The 20,705-nt window shown below is 73.2% G+C and carries 21 protein-coding genes; 7 read left to right on the plus strand and 14 right to left on the minus strand.

Going from position 1 to position 20,705, the window contains the following annotated elements; translation table 11 throughout:
- Positions 1 to 13 precede the first annotated feature (13 nt).
- Positions 14 to 3,355, minus strand: coding sequence for a type VII secretion EssC family protein (locus tag OP18_RS38450; protein WP_033364068.1), 3,342 nt, complete (start codon positions 3,353 to 3,355; stop codon positions 14 to 16).
- Positions 3,356 to 3,563: 208 nt separating this feature from the next.
- Here OP18_RS38450 and OP18_RS38455 point away from each other — a divergent pair, with 208 nt between their 5' ends.
- Positions 3,564 to 4,262, plus strand: a complete 699-nt coding sequence (locus OP18_RS38455) for a sulfotransferase-like domain-containing protein (RefSeq protein WP_033364069.1) — start codon at positions 3,564 to 3,566, stop codon at positions 4,260 to 4,262.
- On the opposite strand, the gene OP18_RS38460 is transcribed toward OP18_RS38455, so the two are convergent.
- The 6 genes from OP18_RS38460 to OP18_RS38485 are packed head-to-tail and all read right to left on the minus strand — an operon-like array spanning position 4,232 to position 8,881.
- Complete coding sequence (locus OP18_RS38460) at positions 4,232 to 5,146, minus strand: aminotransferase class IV (protein WP_033364070.1); 915 nt, start codon at positions 5,144 to 5,146, stop codon at positions 4,232 to 4,234. The genes OP18_RS38455 and OP18_RS38460 overlap by 31 nt on opposite strands.
- A gap of 7 nt (positions 5,147 to 5,153) precedes the next feature.
- Positions 5,154 to 5,666, minus strand: a complete 513-nt coding sequence (locus OP18_RS38465; protein WP_033364071.1) for a MarR family winged helix-turn-helix transcriptional regulator — start codon at positions 5,664 to 5,666, stop codon at positions 5,154 to 5,156.
- A gap of 6 nt (positions 5,667 to 5,672) precedes the next feature.
- Complete coding sequence (locus OP18_RS38470; RefSeq protein WP_033364072.1) at positions 5,673 to 6,029, minus strand: hypothetical protein; 357 nt, start codon at positions 6,027 to 6,029, stop codon at positions 5,673 to 5,675.
- Positions 6,022 to 7,353, minus strand: a complete 1,332-nt coding sequence (locus OP18_RS38475) for a hemolysin family protein (protein WP_033364166.1) — start codon at positions 7,351 to 7,353, stop codon at positions 6,022 to 6,024. The genes OP18_RS38470 and OP18_RS38475 overlap by 8 nt, the downstream gene beginning before the upstream one ends.
- Positions 7,341 to 7,793 carry an rRNA maturation RNase YbeY gene (gene ybeY / locus OP18_RS38480; RefSeq protein WP_033364073.1) on the minus strand — a complete coding sequence of 151 codons (453 nt, stop codon included), beginning with the start codon at positions 7,791 to 7,793 and terminating at the stop codon, positions 7,341 to 7,343. Before ybeY ends, OP18_RS38475 begins: the two co-directional genes overlap by 13 nt.
- A gap of 23 nt (positions 7,794 to 7,816) precedes the next feature.
- Positions 7,817 to 8,881: a PhoH family protein gene (locus tag OP18_RS38485; RefSeq protein WP_033364074.1), complete on the minus strand. Its 1,065-nt coding sequence runs from the start codon at positions 8,879 to 8,881 to the stop codon at positions 7,817 to 7,819.
- 286 nt (positions 8,882 to 9,167) lie between these two features.
- Here OP18_RS38485 and OP18_RS38490 point away from each other — a divergent pair, with 286 nt between their 5' ends.
- Complete coding sequence (locus OP18_RS38490) at positions 9,168 to 9,938, plus strand: VOC family protein (RefSeq protein WP_033364075.1); 771 nt, start codon at positions 9,168 to 9,170, stop codon at positions 9,936 to 9,938.
- Between the two features lie 17 nt (positions 9,939 to 9,955).
- On the opposite strand, the gene OP18_RS38495 is transcribed toward OP18_RS38490, so the two are convergent.
- On the minus strand, positions 9,956 to 11,305 hold the full coding sequence (locus tag OP18_RS38495) for a serine hydrolase domain-containing protein (RefSeq protein WP_033364076.1): 1,350 nt from the start codon (positions 11,303 to 11,305) through the stop codon (positions 9,956 to 9,958).
- Complete coding sequence (locus OP18_RS38500) at positions 11,302 to 11,652, minus strand: histidine triad nucleotide-binding protein (protein WP_033364077.1); 351 nt, start codon at positions 11,650 to 11,652, stop codon at positions 11,302 to 11,304. Before OP18_RS38500 ends, OP18_RS38495 begins: the two co-directional genes overlap by 4 nt.
- A 33-nt stretch (positions 11,653 to 11,685) precedes the next feature.
- On the opposite strand from OP18_RS38500, the gene OP18_RS38505 reads away from it, so the two are divergent.
- Entirely contained in the window at positions 11,686 to 12,423 is a 738-nt protein-coding gene (locus tag OP18_RS38505; protein WP_033364078.1) for an SDR family NAD(P)-dependent oxidoreductase, read from the plus strand.
- 30 nt (positions 12,424 to 12,453) lie between these two features.
- On the opposite strand, the gene OP18_RS38510 is transcribed toward OP18_RS38505, so the two are convergent.
- The 3 genes from OP18_RS38510 to hrcA are packed head-to-tail and all read right to left on the minus strand — an operon-like array spanning position 12,454 to position 15,325.
- On the minus strand, positions 12,454 to 13,149 hold the full coding sequence (locus OP18_RS38510; RefSeq protein WP_033364079.1) for a 16S rRNA (uracil(1498)-N(3))-methyltransferase: 696 nt from the start codon (positions 13,147 to 13,149) through the stop codon (positions 12,454 to 12,456).
- A complete protein-coding gene (gene dnaJ, locus OP18_RS38515; RefSeq protein WP_033364080.1) occupies positions 13,146 to 14,270 on the minus strand; it encodes a molecular chaperone DnaJ in 1,125 nt (374 codons plus the stop codon). The genes OP18_RS38510 and dnaJ overlap by 4 nt, the downstream gene beginning before the upstream one ends.
- 32 nt (positions 14,271 to 14,302) lie before the next feature.
- Positions 14,303 to 15,325: a heat-inducible transcriptional repressor HrcA gene (gene hrcA, locus OP18_RS38520; protein WP_033364081.1), complete on the minus strand. Its 1,023-nt coding sequence runs from the start codon at positions 15,323 to 15,325 to the stop codon at positions 14,303 to 14,305.
- 253 nt (positions 15,326 to 15,578) lie between these two features.
- Here hrcA and OP18_RS38525 point away from each other — a divergent pair, with 253 nt between their 5' ends.
- Positions 15,579 to 16,136 carry a DUF4870 domain-containing protein gene (locus OP18_RS38525; RefSeq protein ID WP_052387959.1) on the plus strand — a complete coding sequence of 186 codons (558 nt, stop codon included), beginning with the start codon at positions 15,579 to 15,581 and terminating at the stop codon, positions 16,134 to 16,136.
- 46 nt (positions 16,137 to 16,182) lie between these two features.
- On the opposite strand, the gene hemW is transcribed toward OP18_RS38525, so the two are convergent.
- Entirely contained in the window at positions 16,183 to 17,379 is a 1,197-nt protein-coding gene (gene hemW, locus OP18_RS38530; protein WP_033364083.1) for a radical SAM family heme chaperone HemW, read from the minus strand.
- Between the two features lie 17 nt (positions 17,380 to 17,396).
- Between hemW and OP18_RS38535 the strand changes: the two genes are divergently transcribed.
- From OP18_RS38535 to OP18_RS38545, 3 genes are all read left to right on the plus strand, one after another.
- Entirely contained in the window at positions 17,397 to 18,173 is a 777-nt protein-coding gene (locus OP18_RS38535; RefSeq protein ID WP_033364084.1) for an enoyl-CoA hydratase-related protein, read from the plus strand.
- Positions 18,174 to 18,265: 92 nt separating this feature from the next.
- Entirely contained in the window at positions 18,266 to 19,165 is a 900-nt protein-coding gene (locus OP18_RS38540; RefSeq protein WP_033364167.1) for a VldE C-terminal domain-containing protein, read from the plus strand.
- Between the two features lie 146 nt (positions 19,166 to 19,311).
- Positions 19,312 to 20,232, plus strand: coding sequence for a phytanoyl-CoA dioxygenase family protein (locus OP18_RS38545; RefSeq protein WP_033364085.1), 921 nt, complete (start codon positions 19,312 to 19,314; stop codon positions 20,230 to 20,232).
- Between the two features lie 143 nt (positions 20,233 to 20,375).
- Here OP18_RS38545 and OP18_RS38550 read toward each other — a convergent pair whose 3' ends face one another.
- A complete protein-coding gene (locus tag OP18_RS38550) occupies positions 20,376 to 20,657 on the minus strand; it encodes a GlsB/YeaQ/YmgE family stress response membrane protein (RefSeq protein ID WP_033364086.1) in 282 nt (93 codons plus the stop codon).
- Between the last annotated feature and the right edge of the window lie 48 nt (positions 20,658 to 20,705).

The following is a 20,705-nucleotide window of genomic DNA, read 5'->3' on the forward strand; positions in this document are numbered from 1 at the left end:
TGGTTCAGCGTACTCAGACCTCGAGCTGCAACTGGCGGGGGCGTTGTGCAGGAGTTGTGTGCACCGGCGCGCTGAGGGCGACCTGCAGCTCGATCGTGCCCTCGACGAGGCCCCGGCCGGCGTTGCGCAGCACGATCCGGCCCGGCATGAGCCGGGACAGGGCGGTCGGCACGGCGCTGCGCTGCTCGGTGGCGAGCACCACGTGGACGCCGACGGCCTTGCCGCCGCCGGCCAGGCGGATCAGCGGTTCGTTGAGGCGCGGGTCGTGGCCGTCGACGAGGACGAGGACGCGGGCGCCGTCGTGCTCGGCGAGGGCGGCGCGCTCCACGACGATCTTCTCGATGGTGGCGAGCAGCGCCTCGGCGGCCTCCACGGCGGTGCCGTCGACGCGGTACACGCGCAGCCGGGTGCCGTCGAAGCGGGCGCCGAACGACGCGGCGACCGTGTCGAGCAGGGTGCTCTTGCCGGCGCCGGTCGGGCCGAAGACCAGCAGGTGGCCGAGCTCGTCGAGGTCGAGCTGCCAGACCTGGCGGGCCTGCGAGTTGGGCAGGTCGACCATGCCGATGGCGGCGGCGAACGCGGCCGTCTCCGGCTGGGTCAGCTCCTGCAGCTGGTACGTCGCGGTGAGCGGCGGCTGCCACGGCCGGGGCTGGTCGGGGACGCGGGCCTCGCGGTGCGCGGCGGTGACCGCCTCGACGAGGCGCTGCAGGTCGGTGGGGGCGGAGTCGTCGCCGCCGACGGGGGCGTCGAGCGCCTCCCGGTCGACGAGCCCGGACTCGAAGCGGACCTCGGTGACGGTGGTCGGGGTGGCCCGGCGGCCGGCCGGGGACCGGAACCCGCCGTAGGCGACCTGGACGGCCTGGAAGCCGCCGTCGACGGTCCGCACGAACGCCCGGCCGGCCAGCAGCGGCGACAGGTGCGCCGCGTCGGGCCGTTCGAGGACCTCGAGGCTGTCGGCCTCCTCCTCGACCCGCAGGGCGATGCGCAGGTCGGTCTCGGCGCGCAGGTCGTCGTCGACGGCGCCGTGCGGTTTGGCGGTGGCGAGCAGCAGGTGCACGCCGGCGTGCCGGCCGCGGCGGGCCAGCTCACGCAGGCCCGGTACGAAGTCCGCGGGGGCGTCGACGAACTCGGCGACGACGATGAGCAGGTTCGCCGGCGCCGCCGCCGGGAACTTGCGCTCCATCTCCACGATGTCCTTCACCGAGTGCCGGCGCAGGACGGCCTCGCGGCGGCGCACCTCGGCGTTGAGCGAGACGAGGAATCGCCGGACCTGGTGCGGGTCGGTGTCGCTGAACACCCCGAGGGTGTGCGGCAGCGCGGCGCACTCGGCGAACGTGCCCGCCGCCGGCGCCCCGAAGTCCACCAGGACGAACGTGAGGCGGTTCGCCGGGTACGTCGCGGCCAGCGCGGCCAGGTACGACCGCAGCAGCCACGACCGGCCGGAGCCGCCGACCCCGGCGATGAGCCCGTGCGGCCCGTCGCGGCGCAGGTCGACGGTGACGGGCCCGACCCCGCCGGGGGCCATGCCGCCGAGGCCGATGGGCGCGGCGAGGCCCCGGTCGCGGGTCGCGGGCACCCAGCGTTTCACGATCGCGCTGGGGCTCAGGTCGGTGAGGTTCAGCACCTCGGCGAGGGGGGCGACCCGCGGCGCGGCGCCGCCGGCGGCGTCCGGGGTGGCGGCGAGCGCGTGCGCGACCCGGGACGCGACGTCGGCGGCGAGCGGCTCGCCGTCCTGCACCGGCACGCCGGCGGGCAGCTCACCGGGGGTCCGGGCGCCGACCAGCAGGCTGATGCCGCAGCGGGGTCCTTCCTCGACGAGCCGGGCGAGCGCCGCGGGCGGCACCAGGGACGGGTCGGGCAGCACGACGACGACGTGCGGCACGAACGACTCCGCGATGGCGTGCCGGCCGCGGCGGCGCTGCCGTTGCAGCGCCTCGACGAGGGCGAGGACCTGCCCGCGGTCCTCCTCGGCGGCGGCGACGGTGCGCGCGCCGGGGGCGATGGCCGCGGTCAGTGTCCGGGTGTGCGGCAGCCAGCCGGTCCACGTCCACTGGGGCGCGTCGCTGAGCACGACGACGGCGAGGTCGGTGGGGTTGGCGAGGGTCGCGAGCTGCACCAGCCAGGAGCGCAGGACCCCGTCGGTGACCTCGGTGGGCCCGGCGACCCCGAGGGCGCCGAGGACCCGCAGGTCCGCCTCGACGGGCACGTCCCGGTCGACGGCGTGCCGCTCGCGCAGCGCGTCGGTGCGTTCGACGTGCGCGGGGTCGGCGCCGGGGCCGGCGGGCGGCTGCTCGAAGCGCAGCCGGCCCGGCAGGTCCGCGGTCCGCAGCCGCAGGGTGAGGAAGTCCCGGTCGTCGGGGCGGCGGATCCACAGGCCGCTGCCGGCGCCGGGCCCCCGCTGCTCGGCCCGGTCGGGCCGGTCGGACCGGTCGGCGTCGGTGCCCTGGGTGGTTTCGGCGGCGGCGACGGTACGGCCGGTGCGCGGCTCGGCGTCGATGTTCGCCGCGTACCGTTCGGCGGCCCGGGCGAGGTGCGCGACGCTCGGCGTGGCGGACCGGCGGGTGCGCAGGACCGCCCGGTGCTTGATCGCGGCGTCGGCCTCGGCGCGTTCGACGGCGGCGGCGAACTCGGCGACGGGGTCGACCACCGACCGGCGGAACTGCAGCCGCCGCTTCTTCGCCGGCTGCGGCACCGCCGGCAGCCACACCGCGGGCGGCGGGCCGGGTGGCGGGCCCGGCTCCGCCGGGACCTCCTCGACGGTGACGAGGGTGGCGCCGAGGCGCAGCAGCTGCCCGCCGGTGAGGGTCACGGTGCCGTGCAGCGGTTCGCCGTCGATGGTGGTGCCGGCCGGTGAGCGCAGGTCGGTGGCGGCGACCTCGTGGCTGCCGATGCCCAGGTGCAGGTGGCGGCGGCCGGCGGACGGGTCGGCGAGGCGCAGGTCGCAGGCCGGGTCGGTGCCGATGACGAACTCGCCCGCCGGCAGCGGCAGCCACCGCCCGGCGTCGGGGCCGGCGACGACGAGCAGCTCGAAGCGGTGCCCGGGCGGCGCGACCGGGGTGTCGGGCGCCTGTTCGGGCGGGCCGAGCACGATCGTGTCGCCGCAGCGCAGCCCCTGCGCGCCGAGCGGGCGGGCCGGGTCGAGCCGCCGGCCGGTGCGCAGGTTCCACGCCCAGGTGGCCTGCTGGGGCCGGTCGGCGGGGTCGAGGCCGCCGAGGAGGGCGGCGATGAGGTCGGGGACGGTGCCGGTGTGGTCGGCCCGCAGGCGCACGGTGCGGTCCGCGGCGCCGGCCTCGGCCGTCCCGGCGGACGCCGTGGAGTCTCGTCGCGCCACTCGCACGTCGATCAGCAGGTCCATCGACCGGCCCCTTCCTTCCCGCGCAGTGCTGTGGTTCGGCTACCCGTCGGTGTTTCAGTAGGCCTGGTGGCGGGGCGGGCGCACTGCAGGGCTCCGCATCCGACAGTAGGCGCCGCAAGGCCAGGTGGATCGCATCGACGCGCACCAGGATTCCGGCACATACAGGAGTAAAACTGCCTGAATGCCACGTCGGTTACCCTCGTTGCCCATGACGGTACGAGTGGCGATGTGGTCCGGCCCCCGCAACATCTCCACCGCGATGATGCGCAGCTTCGGCGCGCGGGCCGACACGGTCGTCGTCGACGAGCCGCTGTACGCGCACTATCTGGCCGCGACGGGCCTGGAGCACCCGGGGCGGGAGGAGATCCTCGCCTCGCAGCCGGTGCGCTGGCAGGAGGCGACGGAGGCGCTGCTCGCGCCGGTGCCGGCGGCGGTGTTCTACCAGAAGCACATGACGCACCACCTGCTGCCGCAGGTCGGCCGGGAGTGGCTCGGCGCGGTGCGCAACGCGTTCCTGATCCGGGACCCGGCGTACGTGGTCGCCTCGTACGCGAAGGTCCGCGGCGAGCCGACCCTCGCCGACCTCGGCTACCCGCAGCAGGTGGAGATCTTCCGCGCGTACGGCGGGCCGGTCGTCGACGCCGCCGACGTCCTGCGTGACCCGGCGGGCACCCTGGAGCGGCTGTGCGGTGCGCTCGGCATCGGCTGGGACCCGGGGATGCTGGCCTGGCCCGCCGGGCGGCGCGACACCGACGGGGTGTGGGCGCCGCACTGGTACGCCGCCGTCGAGGCCTCGACGGGCTTCGCCGCGTACGACCCGCGCCCCGCCGACGTGCCACCGCGCCTGCGCTGGCTGGTCGAGGCGGCGACACCCCTCTACACGGAGCTGTCGGCCCACAGCCTCTGAGCGTGCTCGCGGGCGTGCCGCTGGTAGACCCGCGCGAGCCGGGCGGTGACCGGGCCGACGGTGCCGCCGCCGATCGGCCGGCCGTCGATCTCGACGACGCCGGCGATCTCGCCCATGGTGCCGGTGCAGAAGACCTCGTCGGCGGTGTACATCTCGACCTGCGACACGTCGCGGACCTCGACCGGCAGGCCCTCGACCGGCGCGAGCCGCAGCACCGTGTCGCGGGTGATGCCCTCCGGGCAGGCGACCGCGCGCGGCGTGACGAGGCCGCCGCCGGCGACGGCGAACAGGTGCGTCGCGTTGGTCTCGGCGACGAACCCGCGGCCGTCGAGCATCATCGCGTCGTCGGCCCCGGCGAGGTTCGCCTCCAGCTTCGCCAGGATCGAGTTGATCAGGTTGTTGTGGTGGATCTTCGGGTCGAGCACGTCCGGGCCGGGGCGGCGCACGCTGGAGGTGACCAGGCGCAGGCCGCTCGTGTCGTACACCGGCGGCTTGTGCTCGGCGAGCACGATCAGCGTGCAGCCGGCCTGGTTGAGCCGCGGGTCCATGCCGCTGGTGACCTTGACGCCGCGGGTCAGGGTGAGCCGGACGTGCACGCCGTCGCGCATGTCGTTGGCCTCCAGGGTGGCCCGGACCGCGGCGACGATGTCGGCGTCGGCCGGCACCCGCTCGAAGCCGAGGGCCCGCGCCGAGCGGCGCAGCCTGGCCAGGTGCTCGTCGAGGCCGTAGACGCCGCCGTCGTAGACCCGCAGCCCCTCCCACACCGCGTCGCCGCCCTGGACCACGGAGTCGAAGGGCGAGATGCCCGGCTCGTCCCGGTGCCGCAGCACCCCGTCGACCCAGTAGCGGATGTCGGCGTTGCGCGGGTCGTAGCGTTGCAGCACGGTCGGTTCAGACTCCCTCTTGGACGGCCTCGTCGCCGAGCTCGATCAGCAGCTGCCGCAGGTCGCCGATCGCGGCGCGCTGCAGGTCCTCCGGCACCGGCGCGAAGAGCCGCGCCTGCGCCCTCGTGACCGCCCGCACGACCCGCTCGGCGACCGTGACGCCGCGCGGCGTCAGCCTTACCCACGCCACCCGGGCGTCGGCGCTGTCGGCCTCCCGCTCGATGACGCCGTCCTGCTGCAGGCGCCGCAGCACGTTGCTGATCCCGCCGGAGGTCAGCAGCAGGCCGCTGGCCAGGTCGGACGGTTTCAGCGCGAACGGCGGCCCGGCCCGGCGCAGCGCCGACAGCACGTCGAACTCCGCGGGCGTCAACCCGACCGCGGCGGTCTCGGCGCGCACGACCTCCTGGAGCCGGCCGGCGAGGCGGTGGATCCGCTTGCCGAGCTCCATCGCGGGCCCGACCGTGTCGGGCAGCTGGGCCCGCCACTCGTCGACGACCTCGTCGACCCGGTCCCTGCGCACCGGGCGTCAGTCCGTGACGGTGGCGAAGACGGTGGCGTCGGGGGCGGCCAGGTGGATCGGGGCGGACGGCGACACGTCCCGGACCGCGGCCCGGCCGAGGGTGTCCAGCGACGACGCCTCCGTCACCACGGCGGCCGCCTCGAGCTTGCCGGCGCCCGACGCGACCGCGCTGGCGACCGCCAGCTGCAGCGCCGTCAGCGACAGCGACGGCAGGGCGATGGACGCGGCGTTGTAGGTGCGGCCGTCGCCGTCGCGGACCGCGGCGCCCTCCACGGCGCCGATGCGGGCCCGGGCGGCGCGGGCCAGGGTCACCAGCTTGGCGTCCTCCGCCGACAGGGGCGCGGGGACCTGGGACTCAGGCATCGGCGTGCTGCCTTTCGCTGTCGTGGCTGGCCTGCTCCTCGTCCTCGGGCTCGGCCCGCCGGACGAGGAGGGTGTCGATACGGTTGCGGCGGCCGGTGGTGCCCTCGGCGAGCAGGACCAGGCCGCCGACGACGGCCGTGGCGCCGGGGATCGGCACCCGGCCGAGCGCCTGCGCGAGCAGGCCGGCGACGGTCTCGACCTCGTCGGCGGGCAGCTCCACGTCGAACAGCTCGCCGAGGTCCTCCACGGGCAGCCGGCTGGTGACGCGGTACGCGCCGTCGGGCAGCTCCTCGATCGGGGGGCGCTCGGCGACGTCGTACTCGTCGGTGATCTCGCCGACGATCTCCTCGAGGATGTCCTCGATGGTGACGAGGCCGGCGGTGCCGCCGTACTCGTCGATGATGATGGCCATGTGGGTGCGGGCCGCCTGCATCTCGCGGAGCAGGTCGTCGACCGGTTTGGACTCCGGCACGAACGTGGCCTCCCGCATGACCTGGGCGACCGGCATGTCACCGGCGGCCGCGTCGCCGCCGGCGGTGCGCCGGACCAGGTCCTTGAGGTAGGCGACGCCGAGGACGTCGTCGACGTTCTCCCCGACGACGGGGATGCGGGAGAAGCCGCTGCGCATGGCGAGCATGAGGGCCTGGCGGACGGTCTTGTGCGTCTCGATCCAGACCATCTCGGTGCGCGGGACCATGACCTCGCGGGCGATCGTCGTGCCGAGCGCGAACACCGAGTGGATCATGTCGCGCTCGCCGTGCTCGACGACGCCGCGCTGCTCGGCGAGGTCGACCAGCTCGCGCAGCTCGATCGTCGTGGCGAAGGGGCCCTCGCGGTAGCCCTTGCCGGGGGTCACCGCGTTACCGATGAGGATCAGCAGGCGGGCCAGCGGGCCGAGCACCGTGCCGAGCCAGCGCACCGGCGGCGCGGCGACCCGGGCCACCGCGTAGGCGTGCTGGCGGCCGATGGTGCGCGGGCCGACGCCGACGACGACGAAGCTGACCACCGTCATCGAGCCGGCGGTGATCAGCGCCGCCAGCCAGTCCCGGTCGCCGCCGACGGCGGCCGCGCTGACCAGGGCGACCAGGGTCGTCGCGGTCAGCTCGCACAGCAGCCGCAGCAGCAGGAGCAGATTGATGTAGCGGGCCGGGTCGGCCGCGATGACCTGCAGGGCGTTGGCGCCCGGCTTGCCCTCACGGGCCAGCTCGTGGGCGCGGGCCGGCGACACCACGTTGAGCGCGGCGTCGGACATCGCGAACAACCCTGCCAGCACGACCAGCCCGGCGGCGGTCGTCAGCAAGGTCACGTCACTCACTTGCGCCAGCTCTCCAGCAGCCGCGCCTGCAGGCCGAACATCTCGGCCTCCTCCTCGGGCTCGGCGTGGTCGTAGCCCAGCAGATGCAGGGTGCCGTGCACGGTGAGCAGCGCCAGCTCGTCGATCGTGGCGTGCCCGGCGGTCGCGGCCTGCTTCGCCGCCACCTCCGGGCACAGCACGATGTCGCCGAGCAGCGCGGGCTCGCCGCCGCCCTCGCCCGGGCCGTGGTCGACGCTGCCCTCGTCCATCGGGAAGGCCAGCACGTCGGTCGGGCCGTCGCCGTCCATCCAGCGGTGGTTGAGCTCGGTCATGTACTCGACGTCGACGAGCAGGATCGACAGCTCGGCGAGCGGGTTGACCCCCATCTCGTCGAGGGCGTGCCGGGCCACCGCGAGAATGGTGTCGGAATTGACGTCGACGCCGGACTCGTTGGCGATCTCGATGGACAACAACTGCTCCTGGTTGAAGGGGGTTACCTGCGGCGTCCGCGGTCGGGGACGGCGCGCACCGGCGGCTTCTGGGCCTGCTGTGCTTCCTGTGCCTCGTCCCACTTCGCGTAGGCGTCGACGATCTCACTCACCAGCCGGTGACGCACGACGTCGGCGCTGCCGAGCTGGGCGAAGTGGACGTCTTCGACCCCGTCGAGGATCTCACGGACGACCCGGAGGCCGCTGCGGGTGCCCCCTGGGAGGTCGATCTGCGTCACGTCGCCGGTGACCACGATGCGCGAGCCGAAGCCGAGCCGGGTCAGGAACATCTTCATCTGCTCGGGCGTGGTGTTCTGCGCCTCGTCCAGGATGATGAAGGCGTCGTTGAGCGTCCGGCCGCGCATGTACGCCAGCGGCGCGACCTCGATCGTCCCGGCGGCCATCAGCTTGGGGATGGACTCCGGGTCGATCATGTCGTGCAGGGCGTCGTAGAGCGGGCGCAGGTACGGGTCGATCTTGTCGTAGAGCGTGCCGGGCAGGAAGCCCAGCCGCTCGCCGGCCTCGACCGCCGGCCGGGTCAGGATGATCCGGTTGACCTGCTTGGCCTGCAGCGCCTGGACCGCCTTCGCCATGGCGAGGTAGGTCTTGCCGGTGCCGGCCGGGCCGATGCCGAACACGATCGTGTGCTGGTCGATCGAGTCGACGTAACGCTTCTGGCCCAGGGTCTTCGGCCGGATGGTGCGGCCGCGGCGGGACAGGATGTTGAGGGTCAGCACCTCGGCGGGGCGCTCGGCGGAGTTCTGCTGGAGCATGCCGACGGTGCGCCGGACATTGTCCGGGGTGAGGGTCTCCCCCTTGCGCACCAGCTCGATGAGCTCGCTGAAGATGCGTTCGGCCAGGGCGTTGTCCGCGGCCGCGCCGGTGATGGTGATCTCGTTGCCCCGCACGTGCACGTCGCTGCTGACGGCCCGCTCGACGAGCTTGAGGATCTCGTCTCCCGCACCGAGCAGCCTGACCATCGTGTGCGGGTCAGGGACCGTGATCTTGGTGATGGCCCGCACGGGCGGCTCCGACGACACTGCCGGTGCGGGGGTTGGGGTCTCGGTCATACGTCGGCCACGTGGGGCCTCAAGCACCTGCTTCCGGGGCTCGCTCCTGCTGGCTTCATGTCTGGGATCGTCTCCAGGCTCTTCATGGTATCGGCTGACCGGCCCTCAGGCCGTTCCCATTTCTTGCCGATGCCCGATTTGTACCTTATGCAGGCAACATCGGCCTCGCCCGGATCAGGGTCGCCCGAACATGCCGTTCGCGCCGAAAGTCCGGACACGCCCGCTGCGGCGGTGGTACTGAGGCAGTGAGACGTCAGCACGACCCAACGGCAGGAGGCCCCCAGGGATGGTCGAGCGCAGCGGATATGTCGACGGCGAGCCGTGCTGGGCCGATCTCGTGGCTCCCGATCTGGCCGCCGCCCAGCGGTTCTACTCGGCGCTGTTCGGCTGGACGTTCCTGGACACCGGCGCCGACTTCGGGCACTACGTCATGTGCCTGAAGGACGGCCGGGTCGTGGCCGGGATGAGCCCGCCCATGCCGGGCGCCGAGCAGGCCCCGGCCGCCTGGAGCCTGTACCTGATGTCGCACGACCTGGAGGACACCGCCCGGCGGGTCGACGCCGGCGGCGGCAAGATCATCGTCGAGCCGATGGACATCCCGGGCAACGGCCGGATGCTGTTCGCCCTCGACCCGTCCGGCGCCGCGTTCGGCGCCTGGGAGCCCGGCCAGCACACCGGCGCGCAGCTGTACGACGAGGACGGCGCGCTGTGCTGGGCCGAGGTCAACACCCGCGACCCCGACGCCGTCGACGCCTTCTACCAGGGCCTGTTCGGATACCGGCAGACCAGGGTCGACGCCGACGAGCAGTTCGACTACACCGCGTGGAGCCTCGGCAACGCCGACCCCGTCGCCGGGCGGCTCACCATGACCGACGCGTGGGAGGGCATCCCGCCGCACTGGATGGTGTACTTCGCCACCGCGGACACCGACCGCGCCGCCGAACGGATCCGTTCGGCGGGCGGCCAGGTCCAGCACGGGCCGTTCGACTCCCCGCACGGCCGCATCGCGGTCGTCGTGGACCCCAACGGCGCCGTGTTCACGATCATCTCGCGCTAGCAGCGGCACCGGTCCCGCTAGAAGCGGTACCGGTCGAAGGTCTCCTGCCCCCTGGTGAAGCGGTACGTGGCCCAGTGCAGCCGCTCGACCGTGCCGTCCGCGTCGCGGGTCAGCCGCAGCAGTTCCCCGGTCTCCCGGCCGGACACGGTGCGGAACACGTCCGGCTGGCCGTCGACCGGGGCGAACACCGCCGGTGGCCGGTTCGCCGGCTGGTCGGCGGCGCGCGCCTGCAGCGTGCCGTTGTGCCAGCTGAAGACGTACTCGAAGCCCTCACCCCACCAGCGACCCAGCACTGAGCGGTACCGCTGCGGCGGGGGCGGCGCGGGCACCCACGGCGTGATGTCGGCCGGGTCGGCCTCCACCGCCGCGGCGAGCAGCTGGTGCGCCAGGTCGATGACCTCACCGGCGGTGCCGGACGAGCCGAGCGCCGCCGCGCCGAACGCGCCCGGCGTGCCGGCCCCGCCGACCCGCCCGTAGGCGCCGGCCAGGAACCCCGGCATCGCGCCGTCGTGCCCCACGTGCACGATCCGCTCGGCGCCCTGCTGCGGCTGCAGGATCAGCCCGAGCCCCAGCCCGCGCGCCCACAGCACGTCCTCGGTGACGGCCCGCGGCGCCCGCATCTCCTCGACCGTCGCCGCGGCCAGCACCGTCTCGGCGGGGTCGACGGCCTTCGGGTCGGCCAGGAACGCCGCCCACTTCGCCAGGTCGGCCGCGGTGCTCCACAGCTGCGCGGCCGGGCCGACCGCACCGAAGTCGTCCGGCGGCTCCGGGTGCGCGTAGTCCGACCACGCGTCCACCTGGTACCCCACGACCGGGCGGCTCGGCGTCACGACCGTGTCGTCCAGGCCCAGCGGGTCGAGGATCCGCTCCCGCAGCACCTCCTCCCAGGTGCCGCCGCGCAGCCCCCCGGCGAGGTGGCCGAGCAGCGCGATCGCCAGGTTCGAGTAGTGGAACCGCTGCCCCGGCGGCAGCACCCGCTCCGCCCGGTCGAGCTGGTCGAGCAGCGTGTCGACGTCCGGCGCCTGCATCGTGTCCCAGACGTCGCCGAACGGCTCGCGCTGCAGCCCCGACAGGTGCGACAGCATCCGCCCGACGGTCAGGTCGCCGTGCGCCTTCACCGGCAGGTGCCGCGAGATCGGGTCGTCGAGCTCCAGCAGCCCGTCGTCGCGGCACTGCATCACCAGCACCGCGGTGAAGGTCTTCGTGACCGAGCCGATCCGCAGCTGGCTGCGCTCGTCGACGTCGGTGCCGACGGTGAACGTCCACAGCGGCCGGTCGGCGCGGTGGATCGCCACGCTCAGCGCCGGCACCCGCGCGTCGGCCTGGACCTGCCGGGCGAGCCGCTCGTACCGCTCGTGCGCCGTCATACCGACAGCATCCGGCCGAGCGGCCGGCCGCCGAGCACGTGCCCGTGGACGTGGAAGACCTCCTGGCCGCCGTGCGCGCCGACGTTGAAGATGAGCCGGTACCCGTCCCCGGTCAGCCCCTCCTGCTCGGCGACCGCGGCGCAGGCGGCCAGCACCGTCCCGGCCAGCGCCGGATCGGCGACGGCGAGCGTCGCGACGTCGCGGTGGTGCGCCTTGGAAATCACCAGCACGTGCACCGGCGCCTTCGGGTCGATGTCACGGAAGGCCAGGGTGTCGTCGGTCTCGTGGACGACCGTCGCCGGGATCTCACCCGCGACGATGCGGCAGAACAGGCAGTCATCAGTCACAGTCGCATCGTAGGCGGCCGGTAGGGTGCTGCCATGGCTGGACGCAAGGTGTTGGTGACCGGGGCATCCCGCGGTATCGGCGAGGCGGTCGCGCGGGCGTTCGCCGCGGCGGGCGACACGGTGGCGGTGCACCACCGCGACTCGGCGGACCTCGCCGGCAAGGTCCGCGACGCGCTGCCCGGCGACGGGCACGTGATCGTCTCCGGCGACCTGACCGACCCGGCGGCGGTGCGGGCCTTCGTCGACGGCGCCGCGCTGTCCCTCGGCGGCCTCGACGTGGTGGTCAACAACGCCGCCGTCGCGGTCGAGCACCCGATCCTGGAGCAGGACTACGCGGCCTGGCAGGCGGCCTGGCGGGGGACCCTCGCGGCCAACCTCACCGGCCCCGCGAACGTCTGCTGGTGCGCGGCCCGGCACCTGGGCGAGGGCGGCAGGATCGTCAACGTCTCCTCGCGCGGCGCGTACCGCGGCGAACCCCGCTACCCGGCGTACGGCGCGGCGAAGGCCGGCCTCAACTCCCTGACCCAGTCCCTCGCCCTGGCCCTTGCCCCGCGCGGGATCGCGGTGACCGCGGTCGCACCCGGGTTCGTCGCCACGGACATGGGCAACGCCATCATGGACGCCGGCGACGGTGCCGCGATCCGCGCGCAGAGCCCGTTCAACCGGGTGGCGCGCCCCGAGGAGGTCGCCGAGGCGGTGCTGTTCCTCGCCGGCTCCGAATGGTCCTCGGGCGCCGTCCTCGACCTCAACGGCGCGTCGTACTTCCGCTGACGGGCGCGATCTCCAGCGCCCGGCCGCCGGTCACCAGCGGCCGAGGCGGACCGACAGGACGGCCAGGGCGGCCGCGCCCGCCGTCGACGTGCGCAGGATCTCGCGGCCCAGCCGGACCGGCACCGCGTCCGGGAACGCGGCCAGCTCCTCCGGCGCGATGCCGCCCTCGGGGCCGACGACCAGCGTGATGTCGCCGGCGAGGGGCACCGTCGACAGCGGCGCCGACGCCTCCTCGTGCAGCAGGAGCACCGTGCCGGTCAGGGCGAGCTGCTTCGTGGTCCGCGCGTCGGTGACCTCGGGCAGCCAGGCCCGGCGGGACTGCTTGACCGCCTCGCGGACCGTGGCCCGCCAGCGCTCGACCGGCTTCGCGTCCTTCCACCGGGCGATGCTGCGGGCCGCCTGCCAGGGCACGATGCGGTCCACGCCCAGCTCGGTCATCAGCTGGACGGCCAGCTCCGCCCGCTCCCCCTTGGCGATGCCCTGCACGACGGTGATCCGCGGGTCGTGCGGCGCGACCCGCTCACGGTCGAGCAGGTCGAGGTCGAGGGCGCCCTTGTGCGCCGCGGCGACCGTCGCGCGCAGCAGCCCACCCCGGCCGTCGGACAGCAGCAGCGCCTCCCCGGCACCGAGGCGCTGCACGTTGGCCGCGTGGTGCCCCTCGGGCCCGTCGAGCCGCCACCGGTCCCCGGCCGGCAGCTCGGGGACCAGGAACAGCGGCAGGCTCACGCGTGGCCGTTGAACGCGTCGCGCACCCGGGAGAAGAACCCGCCCTGCTTCGACAGCTCCGCGACCTCCTCGCCGCGGGTGCGGGCGAACTCGCGCAGCAGCTTCTCCTGCTCCGGCTCCAGCCGGGTCGGGGTCCGCACGTCGAGGTGGACGTGCAGGTCACCGCGGCCGGTGCCGCGCAGGTGCGGCACGCCCTTGCCGCGGATGCGCAGGGTCTGGTTCGGCTGGGTGCCGGCCTTGACGTCGACCGTCTCCTCGCCGTCCAGGGTCTTGATCGTGAGCCGGGTGCCGAGCGCCGCCGCCGTCATCGGGACGGTGACCCGGCAGTGCAGGTCGTCGTCCTTGCGGGAGTACACGTCGTGCGGGCGCTCGTGGATCTCGACATACAGGTCGCCGGGCGGGCCGCCGCCGGGGCCGACCTCGCCCTGCTGGGCGAGGCGGATGCGCATGCCGTCCTCGACCCCGGAGGGGATCTTCACGGTCAGGGTGCGGCGGGTGCGGACCCGGCCGTCGCCGCCGCAGGTCGCGCACGGGTGCGGGATGACGGTGCCGAAGCCCTGGCAGGCCGAGCAGGGCCGGGCCGAGACGACCTGGCCGAGGAACGTGCGCTGCACCGACTGGACCTCGCCGCGGCCGCCGCAGATCTCACACGTCTGCGGGTGGGTGTTGGGCGCGGTGCCGGCACCACTGCAGGTGGAGCAGACGACCGCGGTGTCCACGGTGATCGGCGCCTCGACGCCGAACGCGGTCTCGTGCAGGTCGAGGTCGAGGCGCAGGATCGCGTCGGCGCCCGGCCGGATCCGCGGGCGCGGCCCACGGCTGGCGGTCGTGCCGAAGAACGCGTCCATGATGTCCTGGAACCCGACGAACGCGCCGCCCTGCGGCCCGCCACCGCCGCCACCGGGCGCGAGGGGGTCGCCGCCGAGGTCGACCATCTCCCGCTTGCGCGGGTCGGACAGCACCTCGTAGGCCGCGTTGATCTCCTTGAACTTCTCCTGTGCCACGGGGTCCGGATTGACATCCGGGTGGAACTCGCGCGCCAACCGCCGGTAGGCGCGCTTGATCTCGTCGGCCGTGGAGTCCCGCTTGACACCGAGAATCCCGTAGTAGTCCTTCGCCACTGAGTCCTATGCCCCTGACTCGTCCATGAGGTTCAACTTTGTCCCAGCAGATCGCCGACGTAGCGTGCCACGGCGCGCACCGTCGCGATGTTGCCGGGGTAGTCCATCCGGGTCGGCCCCAGCACACCCATGCCGCCGACGACGATGGAGCCCGGCCCGTAGCCGGTCGCCACGATCGACGCGCTGCGCAGGTCCTCGATCTCGTTCTCGTCGCCGATGCGGACCCTGGTCATGCTCGGCTCGACCTCGCCGAAGAGCTTGAGCAGGATGACCTCCTCCTCGAGCGCCTCCAGGATCGGTCGCAGGGAGCCCTGGAAGTCCAGCAGGCCGCCGCGGGCGAGGTTGGCGGTGCCCGCCAGGGCGATCCGCTCCTCGCTGCGCTCGACCAGGGTCTCCAGCAGCACCGTCGACAGGGCGGTCATCGGCGGTCGCAGGCTCGGTGCGGTCTCCTCGACGAGCGCCTCGACCAGGGGCGGGGTGTCGACGAGGCGCTTGCCGACCAGTTTCTCGTTGATCCTGCGGCGCAGCTCGGTGACGTCGTCGGCGAGGATCGGGCCGGGCAGGTCGACCAGGCGCTGCTCGACCCGGCCGGTCTCGGCGATCATGACGACCATCAGCCGGGTGGTGGAGATCGGCACCAGCTCGAAGTGCCGCACGCTGGCCCGCGACAGGCTCGGATACTGCACGACGGCGACCTGCCGGGTCAGCTGCGCGAGCAGCCGCACTGTGCGGTGCACCACGTCGTCGAGGTCGACCGCGCCGATCAGGAACCGCTCGATCGCCCGCCGCTCGGCGGGGCTGAGCGGCTTGACCCGCGACAGCTTGTCGACGAACAGCCGGTAGCCGGCGTCGGTGGGCACCCGGCCGGCGCTGGTGTGCGGCTGCCGGATGTAGCCCTCCTCCTCGAGGACGGCCATGTCGTTGCGGACCGTCGCCGGGGAGACGCGCAGGTTGTGCCGCTCGACGAGGGCCTTGCTGCCGACGGGCTCCTGGGTGGCGACGTAGTCCTCGACGATGGCACGCAGCACCTCGAGCTTCCGGTCGTCGAGCGCCACACGCACCTCCCCAAGAACTGGCACTCCCACTTTGCGAGTGCCAGTCTACGTCGCGTCCGCCGCCCACGGAATGATCGTCATGTGTGCGAACCGCCGCTATTGGGATGGTCTGCGGGAACTTTGTCCAAAAGAAGTCATGCCGCGTCGCTGGCGATCCTTGATCGGTACCCCTACCGTGGCCCCCATGAGTGAACCACCTCGCCCTGGGGAGTATGGCGTTCCGCAGGACCCCAACACCCCTCCCTCGTATTCGATGCCGGGCGGGGCACAGTATCCGCCGCCGGCACCCGACTACTCCCAGCAGCCGCCGGTCTCCGGTGGCGGGTACCCGCCGCCCACCAGCGGCGCGGGCTACCAGGACCCGAACGCCTACCAGCAGCCGGGCGGCTACCAGCAGCCCGGTGGCTACCAGCAGCCCGGCGGTTACCAGCAGCCGGGCCAGTACGGCTACCAGCAGCCGGGCGGCTACCCCGGCGCCGCTCCGGTCGGTTACGCCAACAGCGACGAGAAGACCTGGGCCCTGATCGCCCACTTCGGTGGCATCTTCTTCGGCTTCATCGCCCCGCTGGTCGCGCTGCTGGTCAAGGGCAACGAGTCGCCCACGGTCAAGGCGCACGCGAACGAGGCGCTGAACTTCCACATCACGTGGGGGATCATCCTGTTCGTCGGTGCCCTGCTGTCGATCTGCACGTTCGGCGTGACCCTCATCGTGCCCTGGATCATCATCATCGTGTTCGCGATCATCGCCGGCATGAAGGCCAACGGCGGCGAGCTGTACCGCTACCCGATGACGTACCGCTTCATCAAGTAGGCATCGACGCGCGAAGGGGCGGCCCGCGGCCGCCCCTTTTCCGTGCTCAGGTCAGGGCGCGCGCGACCCCGTCGGCGAGCAGCCGGCCGCGCAGGGTCAGCACCGCCCGGCCCGCCGCGAACGCCGCCGCGTCCAGCTGCCCGTCGGCGAGGCAGTCCCGGGCCCCGGCCAGGCCGGCCTCGTCGAGCACCGCCAGCGGCAGCCCGTCGGCGAGCCGGATGCGCAGCAGCACGTCCTCCATGTGCCGTTCCTGCGGCGTCAGTACCTCCCGCGCGTGGCCGGGCGACGCGCCGCCGGCCAGCCGGGCCGCGTACGCGTGCGGGTGCTTCACGTTCCACCACCGCACCCCCCGCACGTGGCTGTGCGCGCCGGGCCCGAGCCCCCACCAGTCGCCGCCGCGCCAGTAGAGCTCGTTGTGCCGGCAGGGCGAGTCGCGGGACCAGTTCGACACCTCGTACCACGTCATGCCGGCGGCGGTCAGGGCCTCCTCGGCGGCCAGGTAGCGGTCGGCGGCCACGTCGTCGTCGGGGAAGGGCAGCTCACCGCGGCGCATCCGGGCCGCCAGCCGGGTGCCGTCCTCGACGATCAGCGCGTACGCGCTCACGTGGTCGACCCCGGCGCCGATCACGGTGCGCAGCGAGGCGGCGAAGTCCTCGGGGCGCTCGCCGGGGGTGCCGTAGATGAGGTCGAGGTTGACCCGCTCGAACCCGGCGGCGTGCGCCTCGGCGACGGCGGCCGCGGGCCGGCCGGGCGTGTGCCGCCGGTCGAGCACCGCCAGGACCCCGGGCGCGACGGACTGCATGCCGAGGGAGATCCGGTTGAACCCGGCGCCGCGCAGCCGCCGCAGGCCGGCCGCGTCGACCGACTCCGGGTTGGCCTCCGTGGTCACCTCCGCGTCGCCGGCCAGCCCCCAGGTGCGGTCGATGCCCTCCAGGATGCGGCCCAGCTCCGACGGCGGCAGCAGCGTCGGTGTGCCGCCGCCGAAGAAGATCGTGTCGACCCGGGGCGGCGCGACCACCTTCGCGGCCAGGGCCAGCTCGTCGAGCACCTGCTCGGCGTAGCCGGCGCTGAGCACGCCCTCGTCGGCGGTGTAGGTGTTGAAGTCGCAGTACCCGCAGCGGGTGGCGCAGAACGGGACGTGGACGTAGACCCCGAACCCGGCCTCCCCCGCCGCGTCGGCGACCCCGTCGGGCAGCGCGCCGTCGCGCGGGATCGGCTCGCCTTCTGGCAGTGTTCCGGGCATTTCACTAGTGTGCCCGCATGCCACTCGTACGGTCACAGACGGCACAGGGCGTGGCCACCGTCACGCTCGACAGCCCGACCAACCGCAACGCGCTGTCGACGGCCCTGATCGAGGAGCTGCTCGCGGCCCTGGCGGCCGCCGACGCCGACGTCTCGGTGCGGGTCGTGGTCCTCACCCACACCGGCCCGGTGTTCTGCTCCGGGGCGGACCTGAAGGAGACCGCGGCCGCGTTCGGGTCGGGCCGGCCGCCGATCAACCGGCTCGGCGAGGTGCTGACCGCGATCTGGGAGAGCCCGAAACCGGTCGTCGCGCGGCTGACCGGCCCGGCGCGCGCCGGGGGCCTGGGGCTCGTCGCCGCCGCCGACATCGCGGTCTGCTCCCTCGACGCGACGTTCGCGTTCTCCGAGGTGCGCATCGGCGTGATCCCGGCGGTGATCTCCGCCACCGTGCTGCCGCGGCTGTCCCCGCGGGCCGCCGCCGAGCTGTTCCTGACCGGCGACGTCTTCGACGGTGCCCGGGCCCGCGAGATCGGCCTCGTCACGGCCGCCGTGCCGGCCGACGAGGTCGACGCGGCCGTCGCGTCGTTCGTCGCGTCGCTGGTCCGCGGTGCGCCCGGCGCCCTGCGCGGCACCAAGGAACTGCTCCGCCGACGGAAAGCCGACACGTTCAGTGACGAGCTGGCGGCCATGACGGAGCTGTCGGTGTCGTACTTCGGTTCCGCGGAGGGAATCGAGGGAATCATGTCATTCCGGGACAAAAGACGACCAAACTGGATCCCTGACGGCGTCAGCTGAACGGCCGGACTCGCCTCCACCGCGTGTGGAACACGGGAGGGCAGTGGCGGGCGGGACGTACGCTGGTCGAGTTCTCAGGTCGGGAGGTGACGATGCGTACACGACACGTGCTGGCGGTCCTGGCGACGCTCGTCGTCGTCGCGGCCGTCGGCGTCTACGTGCTCGTCCAGCGGATCGGTGACCACCTGCCGCAGCTGCTGCCGCCGGGCCGGGCCTGCGTCATCAACACCGGCGACGCCCCCGCCAACGTCAACAGCTCCGGCGCCTCCGCCGGCGCCGGCACCGCCGTCCCGCTCGACGCGGAGCAGGTGGCCAACGCCGCCACCATCACCGCCGTCGGCCTGCGCCGGGGCGTGCCGCAGCGCGGCCTGGTCGTCGCCCTCGCCACCGCCTGGCAGGAGTCGAAGCTGGAGAACCTCAGCGGCGGCGACCGCGACTCGATCGGCCTGTTCCAGCAGCGGCCCAGCCAGGGCTGGGGCACGCCGGAGCAGATCGCGGACCCCCGCTTCGCGGCGAACGCCTTCTACACCGCCCTGCTGAAGGTCAAGAACTGGCAGAAGATGCGGGTCACCGACGCCGCGCAGGAGGTCCAGCGCAGCGCCCACCCCGAGGCGTACGAGAAGTGGGTCGACGAGTCGGAGATCATGGCCCGCGCCCTGAGCGGCGAGGCCACCGGGGCGGTCGCCTGCACCGTCACCGAGGCGAGCAGCCACGGTGCCGAGGCCGCGAAGACCCTCGGCGCCAGCGTCAAGCTCGACTGGGGCGACGTGCGCACCGCCGACGTCACCGACCTGGTCGGCGTGGCGCTGAAGGTCCGCGAGCAGAAGACCGGCTGGCAGTATGCGCACTGGATGGTCGCGCACGCCCAGGACCACGGCGTCAAGCGGGTCGTCTTCAACGACATGGAGTGGACCGCGAAGAGCGGCGGCTGGACCCGGGTCACGCAGCGTGGCGGCACCGCCGCTCAGCAGGTCGTCGCCGAGGTGTACTGAGAGCCTGGACGGTGCGCACGACGCGCAGGTTGTCGGCCGTTCGGATGACTTTTGCGCGCTGTCCGGCAGCCAACTCCCGAGTCGGTTCCATGTACACCTCGCGTTACCATCGGTCGTTCCCTGGTTGACGAAAGTAAGGGGAGGACATGACGTCCGCTGCACCCGACTACGGCGGTCTGACCGGCTATGAGCCGATCAGCGAGGCCGACCGCAAGGAGTTCCTGGATCAGGGCTTCCTGCTGGTCCGCAACGTTCTGAAGGAAGACCACCGAGCGCAGCTCGAAGCGGCGATGGACCGGGTCTACGCCGAGGAGCAGGCGGCCGGCTCCAGCAGCATGAAGAAGGACGGCACGCTGCACCTGCTGGGCTTCCTCACCCGCGACGAACTGTTCGGGCACCTGCTGACCCAGCCGACCCTCTTCCCGTACATGTGGGGTCTGGCCGGCTGGAACATCTACACGCACCACAACCACCTCGACGTCACCCCGCCCGCGGCGGCGACGGAGGCCCCCTCGTGGGGCTGGCACCAGGACGGGTACCGGCAGAACTCCGACCCGGAGACCATGGACCCCAACCTGCCGCGGCCGATGTTCTCGCTGAAGATCGCCTACGTGATCTCGGACCTGTCCGAGAAGGGCCGGGGCGCCACCAAGGTCATCCCGGGCAGCCACCTGTGGAACTCGCTGCCCCGCCCGGCCGACACGACGATCGAGAACCCTGACCCCGAGGGCACCGTGGAGATCACGGCCAACCCGGGTGACTGCTTCATCTTCGACCGGCGCCTCTGGCACTCCCGGTCGCCGAACTACTCCGACATCACCCGCAAGATGCTGTTCATCGGCTACACGTACCGGTGGATCCGCAACCTCGACGACATGCCGATCGACTACGACAGCGAGTGGTGGGCCAACCGCACCCCCGTCCAGCGCCAGCTGCTGGGCGAGGCCACGCACACGGCCAACTACTGGGGCATCAACTGGAACGGCTACATCGACGAGGAGATCCCGCTGCGCAAGGAGCTCAAGACGCGCGGCCTGCTCGACCGCTCCATCCCCTGGCTCCGCTAGCTTCCCCCGCACCAGACCGCCGAAGAGGTCGTGCCCCCGCAGCAGGGGTCACGACCTCTTCGCCGTCCGGGCGCCTCCGGGCCCGGCGCCGGACACAGCGAGGCCCCCAGACCGGGGGGCTGGGGGCCTGACGCTGTGTGGTGTTACAGGGTGCTGCGACGACCGCGACCGGCCACGCCGACCACCAGGGCCACGCCGACGGCGGCGAGCAGGACCTGGATCAGCAGCTCGCCCCAGTCGACACCGGGGGTGTCGGTGGAGATGCCGATGGCGTTGGCGATGACGGTGCCGAGCAGGGCGGCGACCACGCCGATCACCATGGTCAGCCAGATCGGGATGTTCTGACGGCCGGGAACGACCAGCCGCCCGAGCGCACCGACGATCAGACCGACGATCAGTGCCGTGATGATTCCGGTGACAGTCACGGTGTCCTCCTTCAGAGCCTCAACCAGGGGGTCTTGCAGTTGCGGTTG

The organism is Dactylosporangium aurantiacum (assembly GCF_000716715.1).
In the GTDB taxonomy this organism is placed as follows: Bacteria; Actinomycetota; Actinomycetes; order Mycobacteriales; family Micromonosporaceae; genus Dactylosporangium; species Dactylosporangium aurantiacum.

Bases quoted from the DNA above. Each gene is read 5' to 3' on its own strand.
- OP18_RS38450 (WP_033364068.1), bottom strand. From the start codon at position 3,355: ATGGACCTGCTGATCGACGTGCGAGTGGCGCGACGAGACTCCACGGCG.
- OP18_RS38455 (WP_033364069.1), top strand. From the start codon at position 3,564: ATGACGGTACGAGTGGCGATGTGGTCCGGCCCCCGCAACATCTCCACC.
- OP18_RS38470 (WP_033364072.1), bottom strand. From the start codon at position 6,029: ATGCCTGAGTCCCAGGTCCCCGCGCCCCTGTCGGCGGAGGACGCCAAG.
- OP18_RS38485 (WP_033364074.1), bottom strand. From the start codon at position 8,881: ATGACCGAGACCCCAACCCCCGCACCGGCAGTGTCGTCGGAGCCGCCC.
- OP18_RS38490 (WP_033364075.1), top strand. From the start codon at position 9,168: ATGGTCGAGCGCAGCGGATATGTCGACGGCGAGCCGTGCTGGGCCGAT.
- OP18_RS38495 (WP_033364076.1), bottom strand. From the start codon at position 11,305: ATGACGGCGCACGAGCGGTACGAGCGGCTCGCCCGGCAGGTCCAGGCC.
- OP18_RS38505 (WP_033364078.1), top strand. From the start codon at position 11,686: ATGGCTGGACGCAAGGTGTTGGTGACCGGGGCATCCCGCGGTATCGGC.
- OP18_RS38525 (WP_052387959.1), top strand. From the start codon at position 15,579: ATGCCGGGCGGGGCACAGTATCCGCCGCCGGCACCCGACTACTCCCAG.
- hemW (WP_033364083.1), bottom strand. From the start codon at position 17,379: ATGCCCGGAACACTGCCAGAAGGCGAGCCGATCCCGCGCGACGGCGCG.
- OP18_RS38535 (WP_033364084.1), top strand. From the start codon at position 17,397: ATGCCACTCGTACGGTCACAGACGGCACAGGGCGTGGCCACCGTCACG.
- OP18_RS38540 (WP_033364167.1), top strand. From the start codon at position 18,266: ATGCGTACACGACACGTGCTGGCGGTCCTGGCGACGCTCGTCGTCGTC.
- OP18_RS38545 (WP_033364085.1), top strand. From the start codon at position 19,312: ATGACGTCCGCTGCACCCGACTACGGCGGTCTGACCGGCTATGAGCCG.